20 protein-coding genes and 1 tRNA gene are annotated in these 16,546 nt (G+C 42.1%); all 21 read right to left on the bottom strand.

Annotated elements, in window-relative coordinates; translation table 11 throughout:
- The coding region (locus DWV34_RS16945; protein ID WP_199485899.1) for a phage tail protein at positions 1 to 1,226 on the bottom strand (1,226 nt) is incomplete at its 3' end.
- Complete coding sequence (locus tag DWV34_RS16940; protein ID WP_009290806.1) at positions 1,226 to 1,924, bottom strand: mtfA protein; 699 nt, start codon at positions 1,922 to 1,924, stop codon at positions 1,226 to 1,228. The genes DWV34_RS16940 and DWV34_RS16945, both read right to left, overlap by 1 nt.
- The gene (locus tag DWV34_RS16935; RefSeq protein ID WP_118476761.1) at positions 1,924 to 5,292 is read right to left on the bottom strand and encodes a phage tail protein; all 3,369 of its coding nucleotides are present in this window, start codon (positions 5,290 to 5,292) and stop codon (positions 1,924 to 1,926) included. Before DWV34_RS16935 ends, DWV34_RS16940 begins: the two co-directional genes overlap by 1 nt.
- Before the next feature lie 40 nt (positions 5,293 to 5,332).
- Positions 5,333 to 5,509, bottom strand: a complete 177-nt coding sequence (locus tag DWV34_RS18150) for an MJ0042-type zinc finger domain-containing protein (protein ID WP_108912356.1) — start codon at positions 5,507 to 5,509, stop codon at positions 5,333 to 5,335.
- A 7-nt stretch (positions 5,510 to 5,516) separates the two neighbouring features.
- Positions 5,517 to 6,101, bottom strand: coding sequence for a bacteriophage Gp15 family protein (locus DWV34_RS16925; RefSeq protein ID WP_009290804.1), 585 nt, complete (start codon positions 6,099 to 6,101; stop codon positions 5,517 to 5,519).
- Positions 6,098 to 6,499 (bottom strand): DUF6673 family protein, encoded by a 402-nt coding sequence (locus DWV34_RS16920; RefSeq protein ID WP_118476760.1) that lies wholly within the window; start codon positions 6,497 to 6,499, stop codon positions 6,098 to 6,100. The genes DWV34_RS16925 and DWV34_RS16920 overlap by 4 nt, the downstream gene beginning before the upstream one ends.
- Positions 6,500 to 6,568: 69 nt before the next feature.
- Positions 6,569 to 7,087, bottom strand: coding sequence for a hypothetical protein (locus DWV34_RS16915; protein WP_118476759.1), 519 nt, complete (start codon positions 7,085 to 7,087; stop codon positions 6,569 to 6,571).
- Positions 7,088 to 7,089: 2 nt separating this feature from the next.
- Positions 7,090 to 7,503, bottom strand: coding sequence for a hypothetical protein (locus DWV34_RS16910; RefSeq protein WP_118476758.1), 414 nt, complete (start codon positions 7,501 to 7,503; stop codon positions 7,090 to 7,092).
- Between the two features lie 4 nt (positions 7,504 to 7,507).
- Entirely contained in the window at positions 7,508 to 7,906 is a 399-nt protein-coding gene (locus DWV34_RS16905) for a minor capsid protein (protein ID WP_118476757.1), read from the bottom strand.
- Positions 7,907 to 8,296, bottom strand: a complete 390-nt coding sequence (locus DWV34_RS16900) for a DUF6751 family protein (RefSeq protein WP_118476756.1) — start codon at positions 8,294 to 8,296, stop codon at positions 7,907 to 7,909. It lies immediately after the preceding gene.
- Between the two features lie 4 nt (positions 8,297 to 8,300).
- Positions 8,301 to 8,645, bottom strand: a complete 345-nt coding sequence (locus DWV34_RS16895; RefSeq protein ID WP_009290798.1) for a hypothetical protein — start codon at positions 8,643 to 8,645, stop codon at positions 8,301 to 8,303.
- Between the two features lie 14 nt (positions 8,646 to 8,659).
- Positions 8,660 to 9,559, bottom strand: coding sequence for a hypothetical protein (locus DWV34_RS16890; RefSeq protein WP_118476755.1), 900 nt, complete (start codon positions 9,557 to 9,559; stop codon positions 8,660 to 8,662).
- Between the two features lie 17 nt (positions 9,560 to 9,576).
- On the bottom strand, positions 9,577 to 10,170 hold the full coding sequence (locus tag DWV34_RS16885; RefSeq protein WP_118476754.1) for a phage scaffolding protein: 594 nt from the start codon (positions 10,168 to 10,170) through the stop codon (positions 9,577 to 9,579).
- A 196-nt stretch (positions 10,171 to 10,366) separates the two neighbouring features.
- Positions 10,367 to 10,573 (bottom strand): hypothetical protein, encoded by a 207-nt coding sequence (locus DWV34_RS16880; RefSeq protein ID WP_118476753.1) that lies wholly within the window; start codon positions 10,571 to 10,573, stop codon positions 10,367 to 10,369.
- A 59-nt stretch (positions 10,574 to 10,632) separates the two neighbouring features.
- Positions 10,633 to 10,863: a hypothetical protein gene (locus tag DWV34_RS16875; RefSeq protein WP_009290794.1), complete on the bottom strand. Its 231-nt coding sequence runs from the start codon at positions 10,861 to 10,863 to the stop codon at positions 10,633 to 10,635.
- The gene (locus DWV34_RS16870; RefSeq protein WP_118476752.1) at positions 10,845 to 12,362 is read right to left on the bottom strand and encodes a phage minor capsid protein; all 1,518 of its coding nucleotides are present in this window, start codon (positions 12,360 to 12,362) and stop codon (positions 10,845 to 10,847) included. Before DWV34_RS16870 ends, DWV34_RS16875 begins: the two co-directional genes overlap by 19 nt.
- A gap of 3 nt (positions 12,363 to 12,365) precedes the next feature.
- Positions 12,366 to 13,655: a phage capsid protein gene (locus DWV34_RS16865; protein ID WP_243000959.1), complete on the bottom strand. Its 1,290-nt coding sequence runs from the start codon at positions 13,653 to 13,655 to the stop codon at positions 12,366 to 12,368.
- Between the two features lie 44 nt (positions 13,656 to 13,699).
- Complete coding sequence (locus DWV34_RS16860) at positions 13,700 to 15,334, bottom strand: PBSX family phage terminase large subunit (protein ID WP_243000957.1); 1,635 nt, start codon at positions 15,332 to 15,334, stop codon at positions 13,700 to 13,702.
- A 29-nt stretch (positions 15,335 to 15,363) separates the two neighbouring features.
- Positions 15,364 to 15,957, bottom strand: a complete 594-nt coding sequence (locus DWV34_RS16855) for a macro domain-containing protein (RefSeq protein WP_118476751.1) — start codon at positions 15,955 to 15,957, stop codon at positions 15,364 to 15,366.
- Positions 15,954 to 16,421: a hypothetical protein gene (locus DWV34_RS16850; protein ID WP_118476750.1), complete on the bottom strand. Its 468-nt coding sequence runs from the start codon at positions 16,419 to 16,421 to the stop codon at positions 15,954 to 15,956. The genes DWV34_RS16855 and DWV34_RS16850 overlap by 4 nt, the downstream gene beginning before the upstream one ends.
- 20 nt (positions 16,422 to 16,441) lie before the next feature.
- Positions 16,442 to 16,520 (bottom strand) — tRNA-His (locus DWV34_RS16845).
- Between the last annotated feature and the right edge of the window lie 26 nt (positions 16,521 to 16,546).

The following is a 16,546-nucleotide window of genomic DNA, read 5'->3' as shown; positions in this document are numbered from 1 at the left end:
TTTACCGTGTTAATGTAAATGCTATTTACGGGCCAGATCTTGTTTGTAATTGCATCCATTTCCACCTTCACTTGCTCCGCGGTATTTGCGGCGTTGTTTGCTGTATTTACTGCACTATTTACAGCCGGAATAACATTCTGTATGACGGAATTATAAACGTTTTGGTTTTCCACAAGGGTTTTAATCGTAGATCCAAGGACAATGCTTGAATCTTCTGGCTTTTTTAGATTCTGACTTTTCTTACTTACCTGCATATATGAATTGATTCCGTGGGGGCGTGATACTACCGGGATAAAGTCACCCACAGCAATTTCTTTCACATCATATCCAAGGTCTTTTAAATCAACAGCAGTCAATTCAATCGAAACAACAAGATTCTTTTGAGCTTCAACTTGCTCCTGGCCTTTCTGTTTTAGTATATTTGGGCTTTCAACATCTGAAAATGAAGCCGTTCCATATATTTTCCCAAAAGCATCCACAGCTGCTTGGTCATAGAGATAATCTACTCCATTATTTACGCTTTCTATTGTGATTGCCTTTCCAGTAGCGCTGTTTGTTGCCCCGATAGGAATGATACAGGTTTTAATATCTTCGGCCTTTATATATTTTGTTATATCAAGAATATTTTCACCGTATCGGACCGCCTGCCCTTCTTTATTTTCATATTCTTTTAGATAGTCAATATAATATTTCCCATCCTGTTCTCTTGTCCTGATATATCCACCATAGACATTCAGTAGTTTATTTTCAATCTCAGTTCGGGTATCTGGATACCCGTTTTCTGTAATCTTTGCAGGGTCACCGGGCACTGTGATATTCCCGATCTGAAACTGTTTGTCTGTCTCTACCTGTGAATTGTGAGAATTAATCAGCTGACGAAACCGGTCCGCCGGTGAAACCGTCGAAGAGTAAGGCCGCTGGATCGTATCTAACAAAAAAGCGAGGTCCCCCTCGCATGTGACTGTTTTTTTTCCGTCAAAGTCCGTTTCTTCACTTAGGACACGGCATCTAAAAATCTCTTTTTCGTTTCCATTTTGATCAAACCACATGATGTGCAGTTTAGATTTTAGCTTTTCTAAACTGTTATACATCGGGTTGTCTGGATAAATCGAAAAAGAAAAAGAGCCGTTTTTATTCAGCTCTGTATCTAACTTTGGATCACTGATCTGCAAATCCTTATCCCATGGGTGATAGATATATTTGTCATCTAATTTTACCTTATACACTACAAACTCCCTCCTCTATACTCCACACTTACGGTCCCGTTTCCGGAGAAAGTAAGCACATTATCCCCTTCCATCAGAAGCAGGTCTGGTGCCTTGCTCCTTCCGACCGGCAGACTAAACGTCTTTTCATTATGTGTCACGCTCATCGAAGCGCTGCACTCAAATTCAGGAATCACCGGCATAGAACGGCCTGGTATATGAAGCTCCAATGAGCCTGAAACAGCCAGGTCCTTATATTCTCTTATAATTCCGTCCTCAAAAGAAAAATCATCCCACGGCCAATCTTCTGTGGAAGAATACTTTTCGTATTTATATGGATCTCTGTTTACTTCAATTTCAATTTTACTGAACTGCTTATTTATTTTATTAGTGTTAACACTAATTCTGCCTTCGTAATAGAATGTTTTTTCATTTCCTAAAATTACTTTTTCTCGTTTTCCATGCAAAGCATTAAAAATTTCACTTCCCTTACGCAGCCATGTTCCATAATCTCCGTCCACAAAATCGAAAGTAAGTTTCATGCTTGTATTTTTATATGTTGTGTATCCAGTTTGTGCTTCTGTTATGTCAAGGTCCCCGTTTCTTCCAGGGATCTCTTTAAGTTTTATATCTGCTTCTGGCGATCCAGGTTCCAGATCAAGTAGTCTTAGTCCCCATTTGGAACTAAGGCTGTATTCCCCTATCTGAATATCAAACATTAATTTCTCCTTTCAACCTTTCCTTGTTCTTTTCCAAGTTCTTTGCCCATGTGCGGAGCCAAAAGTCTTCCCGTCGTTTTTCCATCAAGTTCGACTTTCCCCGTTATTTCAATGTTTGCTTCAATCGGTCTGTTATCCTCAAGAACAACCGTCGGTGCGACAACAGAAGGACCGTTGTATGATGGAACATCTAGTGTGGGATATTCTACACTTTCCACTTTTGCACGCATAGCAGCAAGGGATACGTCAATATCTCTTTCCATCTGCGCCGTAGCCAGCGGCATATATTTAGAAAAGGCAGAGCCAAGCGCAAGCGGAATATACTTTCCGACCTTGTCTCTTACCACACGAGAAGGAGACTTTATTTTTAGCTGATTTTTCATGTCTTTGATTATTTGATTACACATCTGCTTCACGGCTTTGGACATGTTTTTTGTCTGTGATTTCATACCGGACGTAAATCCGGCCATGGTATCTTTGCCTATCTGGTTCACCTTTTTCTTTAGTGCATTCAGATTATCATTTAATTCTTTCTGGTAGTCCTCTTGAAGTTTATCTAGGTCACTCTTGAAGAAGCTCTCTCCAAAAGATTCAGAGCCATTATAAATTTTATTCCATTTACTTATATAATCTTGGAATTGTTTTGGATCAAGAGATTGCAGGTATTCCATATAATCATTTGCGTCAGCAACACCCATTCCCAGAATTTCATCCATCAATGATTCTGGAATTTTTCCTTTTAGGGCTTTGATCCGGTTCTGGTAATTCTCAATAGCTTCGATGTTACCATCCAGATCATACAGACTGCCCGCATCACGCATTTTTGACACCATGTCGCTCTGTTTTTGCATGATGTCGTTGTATTTTTCTTGGAACTTTTCTGAAAGCTCCTCGATCGTTTTTTCAGCTTCGCTTACAACTGCCGCAGCCTGTTTCTTGACCGCATTTGTATAAGCAGTGATCATAGCTTTGCCAAGGTTTGAGTAAGAGCTTGTCATTGCTTTCTTTTTCGCTTTGACATTTTTCAGCTCTTTTTCAAGGGCCTTTGTGCTTTTCTTATCTTTCTTAGCCTTTTTAATCTGCTTATTTAGAGAGGCGATTTTCTTGTCGTATTTCTTACTTTCTTTATCGCTTCCCTTTTTAATTTGAGTATTGATCAGGTTTTTTCCGGCTGTTGTAGTCTTCTCTACCTGAGAGTCCATGGAATTTGACAGATTTTCAGCAAAGGTTTTCCCTATCTCAGAAAAGTTTCCCTTTTTGCTTGCTGATTTGGCTGATTTTAGCGCAGAATTGCAGAGACTTTCCATTGTCTTCTTAAGATTTTTCTGTTCTGCGTTTATACCGGAGATGATACCGGTCACAATGTGCTTTCCAACTTCTTTCTTGAACACCCGAGATGGGGACTTTATTCCAAGGAATTTTTTAGCTGATTTTAATGCGTTTCCCGCTACATCCTTCAATTTATCATACAAGGCGCCTGCAGCCGAGCCAATACCTCCGGCGATCCCCTTAATGATGTTCTTTCCGATATCTGCCCATTTAATGTTCTTAAAAGCGGTTACTGCTTTTTGACCAATCTTCTTTGCAGTCGAACCGATTTTCCCTATCAGACTGATTAGTCCTGAAATCAATTTAGTAATTACAGTTTTTCCAAGTTCTAACCAATTTGTATTCCGAATGGTACTCAAGATTTTTGTTGCTATACTCTTAGCCACACTTCCAGCCGAGCCGCCCATTCCTCTTATACCGGAAACAAGTTTCGTAATTAAAGCTTTTCCAAGCGATAGCCAATCTGTATGAACAAACTGATTCCATATGAACTTAACTATATTTTTTGCCGCAATAATTACACCTGATCCAGCGCCTTGCAATCCCTTTATGAGACTGGTTATTATATTTTTCCCTGCACTTAACAGATTAATGTGCATGAATACATTGTAAATCGCCAATATAATCTGCGGCAAGGCCGCGATCAGCTGAGGAATCGCCTGGATGATCCCCTGAATTAAATTCAGAATTATCTTTGCTCCGGCTGCAAGCAACTGCATTAATCCCGTGTCCAGTGCAGCACACAAACTGTTAATGATTTGCGGGACATACGTAATCAGCACAGGAATAGAGTTTATAATCCCCTGCGCAATGGCAGTGATGATCTGTATTCCGGTACTGATCAGCTGCGGCAGATTTTGTATTAGGCCCATTGCCAACTGGCCTATCATTTCTAACGCCCGCGGGATCAAAGACGGGGCGTATTGTGAAATGGTGTCCCCAACCTGCTGTATAATCTGAGTTCCCGCACTCATAAGCACCGGCGCAGCCTGCATAATTCCGTTCGCAAGGCTCGCAATGATAGAAACTGCAGATTGTGCAATCTCCGGCGCGCGTGAACTGATCGTGCTCGCAATCATTGGAATGAAAGAAGTTACGGTTGTAATAAGGGATGGTAATTTAGAAAGCACGCCAGTCGCAAGATTGGTTACAATATTTGCTCCAGCTTTAAGGAAACGGTCTCCACCACTTTGAAATTCCTGCCATAACGTGTTTAATACTTCTGGTATTGTCTCGGCAAGCCTGGGAATAATCTCCCCTAGATTTTTCCCGACATTAACGGCAGCTGTTACAAGTGCGTCTGCGAAATCCTTAGCAGATCCTGAACCATTTAAAAAGTTATCATATGCTGCCTTAGCGGCATTCATAGACCCCTCGATCGTTGTCGATGCCTCTTTTGCTGTCGTTCCTGTAATACCAAGATTATCTTGAATGACGTGGATCGCCTCATAAACGTCTTTTAGGTTATTTATGTCATATTTAACACCGGATATCTTGGTTGCATCTGCTAACAGACGTTCCATCTCTGTCTTTGTGCCGCCATACCCGAGCTTTAAGTTATCAAGCATGGTATAATTCTGCTTGGCAAAACCTTGGTATGCATTTTGGATATCCACCATTGCGGTACCCATTTTGTTTGCATTATCAGACATGTCAATCATAGCCATATCTGCTACCTTTGCGGCTTTCTGAGTATTTCCAGATGTGCTTTGCAATAATGACGCTGAAAAACTTGTTACGTTTTTCATGTACTCATTTGCGCTCATTCCAGCTGTCTTAAATGCATTATTTGCATTCTTGATAACTGTTTTTGCACTGTCTTTAAAAAGAGTTTCCACCCCACCGATGTTTTGCTCAAGGCTGGAAACAGAATCCAGAGATTGTTTTGTCATAACACCAAAGGCAGCCGTTACACCCGCAATCGCTCCAGCCGTTACGGCAAGGCCCTTTTTTGCGATTCCGCCCAGCTTGCTTATACCGGCATTAAAACCCGCCTCGTCTATCTTTGTATTAAATTTTAAATCGCCATCGTACCCCATACGTTATCTCCTTTCGGACAACTGCACGGCTCATGGCTCTCTAATGCATCACCTGTCTTCCTTCATTAATCTTTATTTCTACTTCTTTCCCGCATTTTTTACACTTCAAAAAGACACCGCTGCTTTCTGCGGTGTTGTCATAAATCATTAGGTGCGCGTGGCAATGCGGGCATATGTACCACTTTCTTACAAATGGTATTTTCTCCCTTATTCTCATGTCACCATCACCACATCATGTTTCCAAAGGCATCCCCAATATCTTCATCTGTAGCGATGTTTTCTGTTATTGCGATCTGCCTCTGAATTTTTCTGATCCTTTCTCTTTCTGCTTTATCCTTAATCTTTCCGGCATCAATACTGCGGTAACTCATTCTTTTTTTTAGCTCGCATTCTTCATTCATTCCGTCAATTAGCATGCGAAACTTCCACCAGTGCATATATTCTACCGTTGTGAGGTCAATTCCATAACATTCAATAAACCCGGACAATATAAAAGGTGCGTCCTGCGTATAGGATAGCACCTGCTTTTCTTTTCCTCTGGTTTCTTTTGTATCATTCTCAGAATCATGCTCTTCTTTCCCTCTATAATCTGTCATAAAGGTTGAAAGGGCTTTTAAGCAGTCATGGAAATCGGCCTGCGGGGGATCTATAAACCACATTAGGATCAATTCCGCCTTTTCCATTGTATCTACCTCATTATCCCGAAGCAAATCCAACAACTTAATGTACTCCCGGAAGTCTGTAACAATTCTATACTTTTCCCCGGAAATCAGGACATGCTCTGGCAACTTCTCGTATAGAGGATTCATCTCCGATTACCATAATATTTACTTTTGTTTTTCTGATTCTTTCCCGGATAATATTTCTGATTCTTGGCGTTCCGTCTTTGGTTCACCTTTTCTACCTGCCTATTGGCAAAGGCAATAAAGTCATCCGCAGTCTCTTCGCACACTCTTATATTGTGTTTCCCGCCAAATATCTTGTCCCCGGTCCCTGGCCCGAACAGGTTATCAAACATACGGTAATAAGTATTGCAATAGTCCCTTACAAACGCCACTGTTGCCCCGGCTTTCTGTAATTTCTTCTGTTCTTCATCCATTATTTCAAATGTCTTTAGCATGCTCTCTAATACATCGGCATCCGCTAAATCAAACTCAAACTCCTGTCCGTTAATCTTCCAAATACGAATATCATCTCTCTGGCTCATGGCTCAATCTCCTTATTTTATATTTCTTCATTTATTGTTTCAGTAGGCCCCTCTGGTTCCGGGGCCGGCTCAGGGTGTAGGCGTGGGTGCGTCCAAAAATGTGCAGCTCTTATTGTCTGCCGCCACCTTCGCATATCCCTTTACGATGTCGGTCTTTACTGCGAAACTCCCGGAATACTGCAGAGCGTCCGTCCCGTCACCTGAACTATCCGGTAAGATGGAATACGCCCTTTTCCTTGCAACATACTCGTCTTCTGCTTTTGCCTCTCCTTTGTCGAAGAAGTCAACTACAACAATGTCCCTGACTTCTCCCTTCTGTTCATCATCCTGCACGGCGGCAAGATCTTTTAATACCGGGTCGCCCTGATGATGGTCAAACCCATATTCAAGGGCTGTCCCGTATCCGGTTACATCGCTGTCCTGGCTATCTTTGTCAACATACTGCCGCTCATAAGTCACCGGATTCTTTGATTCTGTAAGCGAAGTAAAGTGCTGCATCCGGTCAAACTGCGTTACCTCTCCATCTGTGGCGGGAACGCCATAAAAAGCTACCCGCTGGCTTCTTCTTACTAATTTTGCTTTCTCCATTCTTATACCTCCTGGGTGTAAAGAAAGCGACATTGAATCTGGTAGCTGGCATAGTCCGGTTCCATACCGAACAAAAATCCGCTGTTTGTAACTTCAATGTCGCTTATATTTTTTTTGGTATCGTTTAATTCGGGAAAATTCCCTTCTCTGTTCTGTGCCTCAATCCATTCCGTGAAATCTGTAAGAAATCCACTATTTTCTATGGCTTCTCGTTCATCCCCTGTGAAGCGCTCCTTTGTGTTAAATGCAAAGGCATACTGTCGCTTGGAACCTCCATCCACGTAGGTTTTTATTACCGGATTAACTGGCAACGGATCAATAGAATATCCAATCTCTGCTCCGGTATAATCCACTCTTACATGACCATCTTTCAAAAGCGGACATGTAAGAATAAAGTCCCGTACCGCCTCAATCATTTTTTTAGCCTCCCCTGGCAATCTTCTCAGCTCCTTCCAGTATTTTGTCTTTGTTCGCTGTTTTCATTCGCTCAAACCACTTGGGACCACGTAACCCCTGCCCGTTATGCTCATAATACTGCCTACGGGCATAGGGAGCATTGTAGGACACCTCCCCAGAGCCAATAACCGTGCCGAGAGTACCGCTTTTAATCAGTGCGCCAGTCAGACGTGGGGTGAGAGGATCAGAGTTCCTTAAAACTTCGCTGTCAACAAAACATTGTGCCCTTGACAAGTTTCCCTCAATCCTGGGGGCCATACCTCCAGACCATTCAAGCCTTGCCATGATTGTTCCTCCGGAGGTCTTTTGTGTGTAAATCTGTCCCCGCGGTGTCTTTACCACAAACTTTTTCTGTTGTGCCATCTACTCGCCTCCAATCCTGAAATGCGGAATCGTTGTATTGGTACGGTTATCTGACCAACTTGTAATCCGGCAGCTTCGGTCAGGTAAATCAGAAGGCTTTGCTATGTCAGGGCCTTTCCCCTGGATTACATAATCATCTTTCTGTATTGTCCATATATTAAATGCATTCTCTGAGGTTTTGTAAATTTCTGCATCTACATAACTCGCCCCATACTTTCCAGGAATACGAATTTTAAACATATCCTGATTCCTCAGACCATTGTTATCCTGAACTACCTTGTTGTCTACCTTCCAGTGACATTCAGGGATATATGTTTTGTACCAGATATCCATCCGGCTTTCCGGGTCATATTTTTTATTGTAAATCGTCACATCAGAATTGATAATCATAACATCACCCCCGATACAACAAGCCAGACCGCCACAGATTTTTAACAATGCAACTATAAATTTCCTTATCAAAATCTCTTGCATCGTTGTAAGTAACAGAATCTCCGTCATTTGTTTCAGATTTAATATTTCGATTCATTGAATCGTTTTCATACATAATATCTGCAACTTGGCAAGCCGTGAACTGTATATCTTCTGCATACTCAGGTATTAAAGACTGAATACGGTCTGAGCTTGCTTTTCTGATTTCAATAGATGATTTTAGAGCATATTTTGGAAATTGAGGTTCCGGTATGGTATTTCCAAAATATTTATTTGAATATTCATCAAATGTTATAAATGCCACCATACCGTATTACCTCCTTATTCCCCCTGATCTTCCGCTGGTGTAATTGCTGTCGGAGTATGGACATAGATTCCTGCAAGCTTATTCTTATAAACTTCTGCAATGTTCACATCCCTGTAAACCATGATCCATCCGTCACTATCCTGGTTCTGTTCCGGTGTAAAGATCTTGTTCACATTTCTTTTTCCAAACTGGACTAAAGCCGGTCTGTGAATGATCTCAAAATCAATGTCCTGGGCATCGTCAGCCTTTTTATAGCCTCCTTTTTCTTCTCCTGTTGTTTTTCCGTTAAGCTGCTTGATCTTCGTCACAAGTCTGCTAGAAGGGATCTTTGTAACAGATGCAAACTCTTCCATTACTTCCTTCGATGCTGTTGTATCCATATCTTTAATCAGCCCAATGATTGTAGGCGTAGCATAAAGATGGCGATCTTCATACGGCACTTCATCATTATCCATCTTTTTCAGACCGGCTCTAAGGGCTTCGACCGCCTGTTTCCCGGTCGTAATGGTTCCATTTCCGGTACTGACCCCAGCTGTAGAAGCATAGGTTGATAATCGGAATGCATCCAATTCAGGTACTACCTTTGTACGGATAAACTCGGATGCTAAACGCCCAAACGCAAGCATAGCGCTTTCAATGTTGTCCAGTGCATCAACTGTGAACTTACGTCCACGGTCAAAGTTGCATTTCTTTGTCTGGTTTGTCAATGTTACATTTCCGGATACGTAACCGCCGTTACGCTCATAATCTGCCAATCCATCCATTTCAATCATAGGGATAATCAGCTCGTTTGCATTCGCTCCCTGCTGTACCAGTTCAGGGTTTCCGTCTAATTTCGATGTCAGAGAAGCCATTTTATAGACTTCGTCCAGCATCGGGATATACTGTTTAAATAACTCAATCGCATTTGCCATGTGTCTTTTACCTCACTTTACTTTTCTTCTGGCAATCCCATAGCTGCCCGCATTGCAGAAAGTCCAGAGGTTGAATTTACCTGGTTCTGTGTCGGTCCTACGGGATTAATAATAGGTTCGTTTGTTCCAAATAAATAGGCATCGGATTCCTTTGCAGCTTCTAAAGCCGCTTGAATGTCGGTTGTCCGATCCTTTGACTGTTTTAGGGCCTCGATATCTAGGATTCCTTTGATTGCTTTTGGGTTCCTTCCCCCAGCTTCTCTGATTGCTGTTTCTAAATCATTAGAAAACTTGTATTCTTCCTCCATCTTCTGATTATTCTTTCGCTCTGTTTCTAAATCAAGATTCAGTTGTGTCAACTCTTTCTGAATTTTATCCACATCTACGCCTTCAAACTTTTTCAGCTTTTCAGATGTAGTATCAAATTGAGTTTTATAATTGTCCCTTGCCTCTATCGCATCATCATATTTTTTCTTTGACACATACTGTCCTGATCCAAGGTCCGCAATCTTCACTTGCTTATCTTTGTTTTCCGGGTTCTCATTGTAGGTTTTGATAAGCGTCTCAAATTCTGAATATCTGTCCCCTAATACATTTTTTAAAAATTCCATGTTTCTTTTTCCTTTCTTTTAATCACGCTGATTTTTAAATGTGGTGCTTTCCACTGTGATGCGCTGTTTAAACCTCTGTTCGCAAGAGGAACATAGTTTAAATGTCATTTCGGACATAAAAATAACACGCCTGAGCGTGTTTCGTGTTAGTACGGCGTAACACTGCCGTTGGGAGATACCGGATCACCTCCTTTCCTTAATCAGAGTTTTTCAGATAGTTCAAAGCCCCTATAAGAGATGTGATCAGGTAATCATTCATCTCTTTTAGTTGCTTGTTTTCATTTTTTAATACATCTATCTTCATCATGTATTTATCAAGAGTTTCAGCGATCTTCTGGTTATACTCATCTCTTGACATTAAGATTTCACTGTCCTTTTTGTTAATGAAACTTTTTTCTACCAATGTGATTCTCCTTTCAAAATGGACATAAAAATACCACCGCCCTTTTCTGACTGGTGGTATTATACTAACTCAATTTTTAAATCCTCACAGATCTGCGATAGTGATTTTCCATCATAGAGCGGATCTTCAATCAGATCCTTTATATTGGTGTATGTTTTTGCGACATCACCAAACCCGACCTGAAATTTGTCCGCCGCCCACGGATTAATGCATGCAGATTTCCCATGGTATTCAAATGTAATGTCCTGAGTTAAAGACATGATCTGCTTTTTTAACTCTGTTTTTTCCATAGATACTTATGCTCCCTTCTCTCCTTTTCTCGTACTTCCCTTGTATACCTCTTTTTAATTCTTCCACCTTCCCACTCATAAATGTGGACATGTTCTCCGTTCTTTCCATAGTTATGAATCTTCGGATTTCCATGGTGTCCAGAATGGATCTGTTTGACCATGTGACCATTTTGGTCATAGATCGTCCGGTTTCTGTACTTCACGCCGGATTTCTCTTCTATGGTTTCTACAACCGCATTTTGTCTATACTTGGCCGGGATCTTTACATGGTCTTTTCTTGACCAGTCATCTGTGGTCTTAATACTTCCATCTTTATTATACCGGATTTTCTGGTACTTCACAACGGAATTTCCGTAAGGGAGCACCCTTCCTTTCCGGTCCATATAGATTCGTTCTCTCTGTTGTTTAAGCCCCATGACATTAGAGAACTTGGTATATTCATATAGCTGATTCTGATACTTGATCTGTTCGTCTATGATTGTATCTGCGGCTGCTTCTCCCTGTTTTAGAAGGTGGATTTTATCCCTCTGTGCTCTCATTGCCGTTTCCATGTGTCGCTGTCTCTGTGTAGCCTGATATGGCGTGTAATCCCTGCCTTTGTAGCTTGTCGTCTGCTCCTCTTTTCGATTTTGCTCCGCCAGCCATTCATCTGTATAATTCCTTTTCGAGATACCAGGGAAAAATGGATAATAGGTATGATAACAGTTCGCCCCACAAAGCCCAGCGACCGTATGCAACCCGCAAATGGAAATGAGCTGCTCATAAGTATATGGTTTCCCCTGCCACTCTCTGTGGCTTGGACGTGCACCTGCATGCCAGTCAACTTCAAACCAGTTCGTCCCAAGGATTTGTGCATTCTGCTCATTTATATTCCCGGTCACCTGACTGATCCCGGTCATGACAGCCCGGCGTGCAGCCACTTCTATTCGGTTACTGTGCCCACTGGCATAATCCACAACCCGGATGCCGCTGGATGTCATCTCTTTTACAACCCTGCGAAGGACCGTATTATAATCAAACGCCCCTGTTGTAATGTCCAGAATGGCATTATCGAGGTGCTTTTGATAGTACACAGACAAAGGCTTGAAAACTGTTTTGTTTCCTTCCTTTATGGCAAAACCTAGGGACCTGGTAAAGTTTTTCAACTCACCTTGCGATTGTTTCACAAGACTTTCAAAAATTTGTCGATTCCCTGGGCGTTCGTCCCATGGTATATATTCTTCGTTCATTTGTTCATACAGATCACGGTCCCGGATGTATTGCTTTTCTAATGCTTCATCATACATCCTCCATATTTCAGGATCTTCTGCAGCAAGCCTCTTTTTGATCTCCTGTTCAATCTTATAGGTGCTATTACCAAACGATCTATAAACATTTAACTGGTGATCTGCGCTGGATGTAATATTTCCAGCCTTTTTGATCCTGCGAACAACATCCTCCATGATCCTTAGTTCTAACTCTTTGATTCTCCATTCAAATGCGTCTCTTAAATCTGACATTTATCAATCCTGCACACCTCCGTCCTGCTCTGGAAGGTTGTTTAGAGCATCTTCTATGGTTTCGTTATACCACTTTGCCCTGTATTCCTCTGGCCTCATAATCCCAGCAGCAAGGTCCTGCCGGTCTTGCTGTCTGTCTGTTTCCTCGCTGGTCAGAATGGAATCTTTGAACTCACATTCAAACCCAATGTCTGTTTTTGTAGCTCCATTATAAAAAGCTATCGCATACGCCAAATCTTCCAGACAGTCTTTTAGGTTCTTCTGGATCTCGTTCACTGTATTGTATTTGCGGTACTTGCTGGTCCTGACTTCCTCAGCGGTCTTTTCTACATCCGCAACCTTGGAAAGATCCCCAAATGCCAGGCCAACATTAAACTCAATATCTCGCTTATATTCTTCTAGCCCCCGGATGTATGCTTCATCTCGCATATCCGGTGAAAAGTCGTTGAAAAGGTTTTGAACGTCCAACCCTTTGTATAGTCTCCGGTTTAGTTTTGCTAACCCATTTACTCTTTTATCAGCGTTTTCGATAGCCGTATAGTCTGCCTGTATCGCCCGTTCTCCTGATTCATACTCCCAGTCTATCCGTCCGAACTGAATATCTGCCTTTCGGATGATCCCCTCTGCTGATTCAAACACAGAAACGCCACAGGAAGAATCGTCGATTGTATTGTCTATTGGGTTTCGGTAATACCCAAAATCCACTTTGTCCGTGAGATAAAGAATATTTTCCGGAAGATCTGCCCAATCGTCTAAGCTGGACAGTGGAACTAATGTCCCAATACTGCTTGCATTTGTAGAGTGATACGCTTTGTTTTGTATCCTCAATCCCTCTTTTGTCAGTGCGTGGTATTCAAACCGGAAGTAGAAGTTGTCACGTCCCAGCCTGCGCCGGTCGATAAAGACGACCTTTCTGAGCCGCCCCCTGGAATCAAACTCTACCGGTATAAAGCTGTCCTGGGCAACAAACTGTATACTATCCGGACCAAGTGGCTTTATGATAAAGGCCCCTATTGCAAGACCTCTCTGAAAGTTCTCGTTTAAGTCCTGTATCGCCAACTGGTAAATTTTATTTAGCCTTTGATTCTTTAACTTTGTTTGCATCTCCGATACTGTTACGTTTGCAAACTCTCTTGTGATTCCTTTCTCTAACCGCAGCGAATGAATCGGGTCCACGCACCATGGAGCCTGCCCCTTATACATTACGGTCCATCGCTCGATTGCCTCAAGCATTTCAGGAGAGATCGCTATTTTTTCGCCGATAACGGCCTGTATTGTACTTACTGGAAACATTCTCTGCATTGCTCCTCTCACAAAATTTCTTATCTTATCAAACATCATTCACCTCTATGTTTCCAGACGGAGTTCATAGCATAGCGCACCATGTCAATCGCATGGTTGTTTTTGTCTGGATAGCTTGAAATGTCATTTCCTTCTTTGTCTTTCTCGTATTCGTAATCAAGGAACTCTTCTGCCGTATGAGGACATCGAACGTTGTCAATCACTATTTCCCGTAACGATTGCAACCACTTCATCGAGTAATCTACGCTGCCAGGTCCTTTTTCAGCCCCTCTTGCAAGCAGTCCATACGCCCTGTAATCACCGACCGACTTCTCCTCTGCACTATCGCAGGTAATCAGATCATTTCCTGTGATTCCGCGTTTTTTGAGTTCCTCCGCTGTCTCCTTATTTCCTTTCTTATTACATCGGTATTCCATGAAGATGTACAGCGTCATCCTCGCAGCGTCATAATGCATCCGTCCGAAATGATATGGGTCAGGATACCAGCCCCAGTCAACGCCGTTATAGATGCGGTCAAACTGTGCGATCTCTTCGTCTGTAATCTCCCTGATCGTCACATTGTCAAAGACCTGACCGCCGTTTCCGTTCGCCTCTCCCATGTATTCATTATCGTAGGCAGCAGGATTGACTTCTTTCAGGAACTCTGCTTCATCAAGGAACGGCTTTCCAAGCCACTTTTTCGGAATGTCCATGTAAGTACTGTGTGTAACAAGTCTTGTTTCTTTTGGGATCTTGATATATTTGTTTGCCCAGTTACCTTTGCTCTTTGGCGGATTAAACGATTTAAAGATGTAAGCATATTCACCGCCACGGATCACAGACTGTTCTATCTTTCTGACTGATTCTGGCCCGGTGAACTGGTCAAGCTCTTCCAGCCATAGGATGCCGATATATCCAAACGGAACCTTGATAGATTTCACCTTGCCTGGATCGTCTGCACCACGGAAATATATCTTCTGTCCAGTGCTGATCCGTGTGATTTCCATTGGGCTGACAGTCGCATGGAAATCTTCACTCAGGCCCAATGCCTCAATAGCCCATAGCATTTGTTGGTAGACAGATCCTCTCAAGGTATCTGCAACCTGCCGCATGATAACGGCATGCATATCATCATTTTTCTTCAGCAGATCAATGATGTTCAGGCTAATAAAAGACGATTTTGTAGAGCCTCGTCCACCAGGGAAGACATACTCTGTGTAATTTCTTTCCTCTATATCAAAAATGACCGGTGCAAAGACCGGCGCAATCATGCTGGATGGGATTCCTGTATATTTTGTTTCTGCTACTTCTCTCACTGGATCAAGGGCTTTTGCTTCTGCATTCAGCTTTTTAATCTTCGCCTCTTGCTCTCTGAGATCACCGTCTGCCTTTCGCTTCTCACCAAGCGTATCTCGGATAGCGTTGTAGGCTGTAACATCACCATTCATTGCTTTTTGTATCATTGCAAGGTTCACAGCGCTTTCGTAGGTACTGTCTACGCCGTTCGCCTCTAAAAATTCTTTTATGCTCTCTATCTCTACTTGAGAAGTGAGCAAAGCGTTTAGGGTCTTGCGGAAATTTGCTTTTCTGCGCCTGGTTTCACCAGACTTTTTCCCGCCCTTTGACCGCATTTCTCTCTCTTCTTTCTCACTTCGCTGTCCAAAAGGGATTAAGTTTTGTTCATTCGCCACAACACCACCTTCCTATCTATAAACTTCTTCTATCTTCCCATCTGTCTAATCCATGCCTCTACTTCTTCTTCGTTGTAACTTAGCTGTTCCAGCACTGTTACAAGAGGAACTGTCTGGTTCAGAAATATCTGTTCATATGCATACCTCATGCATCTTGCTATTTCCTCATACATCACAGCCCCTGTTGCCCCTCCAAACGCTGGGATCATGGCTGTCTGTACTCCGAGTTTTTTCAGCTCAATAAGGCTGCTTCTCATACAGTTGTAGATAACGGATTTATCTACAACTATTTCTGGTATTCTCATTGTCGGGGAGTATACGAGATACTTACCTCCAACTTTGACTGTTGTTGCACTTCCAGGCGGCAGTTCTCCATACCAATCTTTCTGTATTTTTCTTTGCAAGTCTTCTTGAGCCTTCATTCCAAAATAATTTCTTATTTCTAAATCCAGCCCGCCATCCATAATTCCGAAACTATTTCCAGGCGCTACGATTGCCTCTGGTTTATACTCTTTTATGAAAACTTGAAAATCACTAGTAACAATCTCAACATTTTGGTATTGAAATGTTTTTTTCCATGCTTCTGTTATATGTCTATTCAAATCTAATAAATACAGTTTCATGAACACCCTCTTGGATAATATGTGCGTTCTTCAAGTTGCTTCTTTACATTTTCCATTACAGCTTTAGCAACTTTGCTTGAATCAACTGTGACTTCTTTCGTTACAATATTGCCCTCCGGCAGGTCAATAGCGTCCACATCAATAAATGCCTGCAACATCTTCGGAAACTGCAATGCGATCCAGTCTACCATTTCTTCGTTCTGTGCCCATGATCCGCCAAAACTGTTTCCGGAGGCTTCAAGGCCACTTTCACTTAAAAATGCGTGGATAATTTCATGACGAAGTATCTGCTTTCTGAAATAACTCATATCTTCTTTGTTCATCGGATCGTCTTCATATTTTAAAAGCACGATCGTCTTTGTAGAGGAATCGCAATACCCGTCATGTTTCTTAAGCCTCTCGTCTTCTTTCTCTGTTTTGTCTATAATCGTGTACTCTGTTCCTAAAACATTTACTTTCTGCATACTTGCCTCCTTTTCTATAGCGGAGAATGGAGGATTTGAACCCCCGACTGATCTATACACGCATAGTGCACAGCTGCATTTCCTCTCTGCCAATTCTCCAAACGGGCTTAGCCCGTAGCAATATA

The organism is Anaerostipes sp. AF04-45, from assembly GCF_003461725.1.
GTDB classification, from domain to species: domain Bacteria; phylum Bacillota; class Clostridia; order Lachnospirales; family Lachnospiraceae; genus Anaerostipes; species Anaerostipes caccae.
Note: the sequence above shows the minus strand (reverse complement) of the source record. Positions and strands in the feature narration are given on the sequence as shown.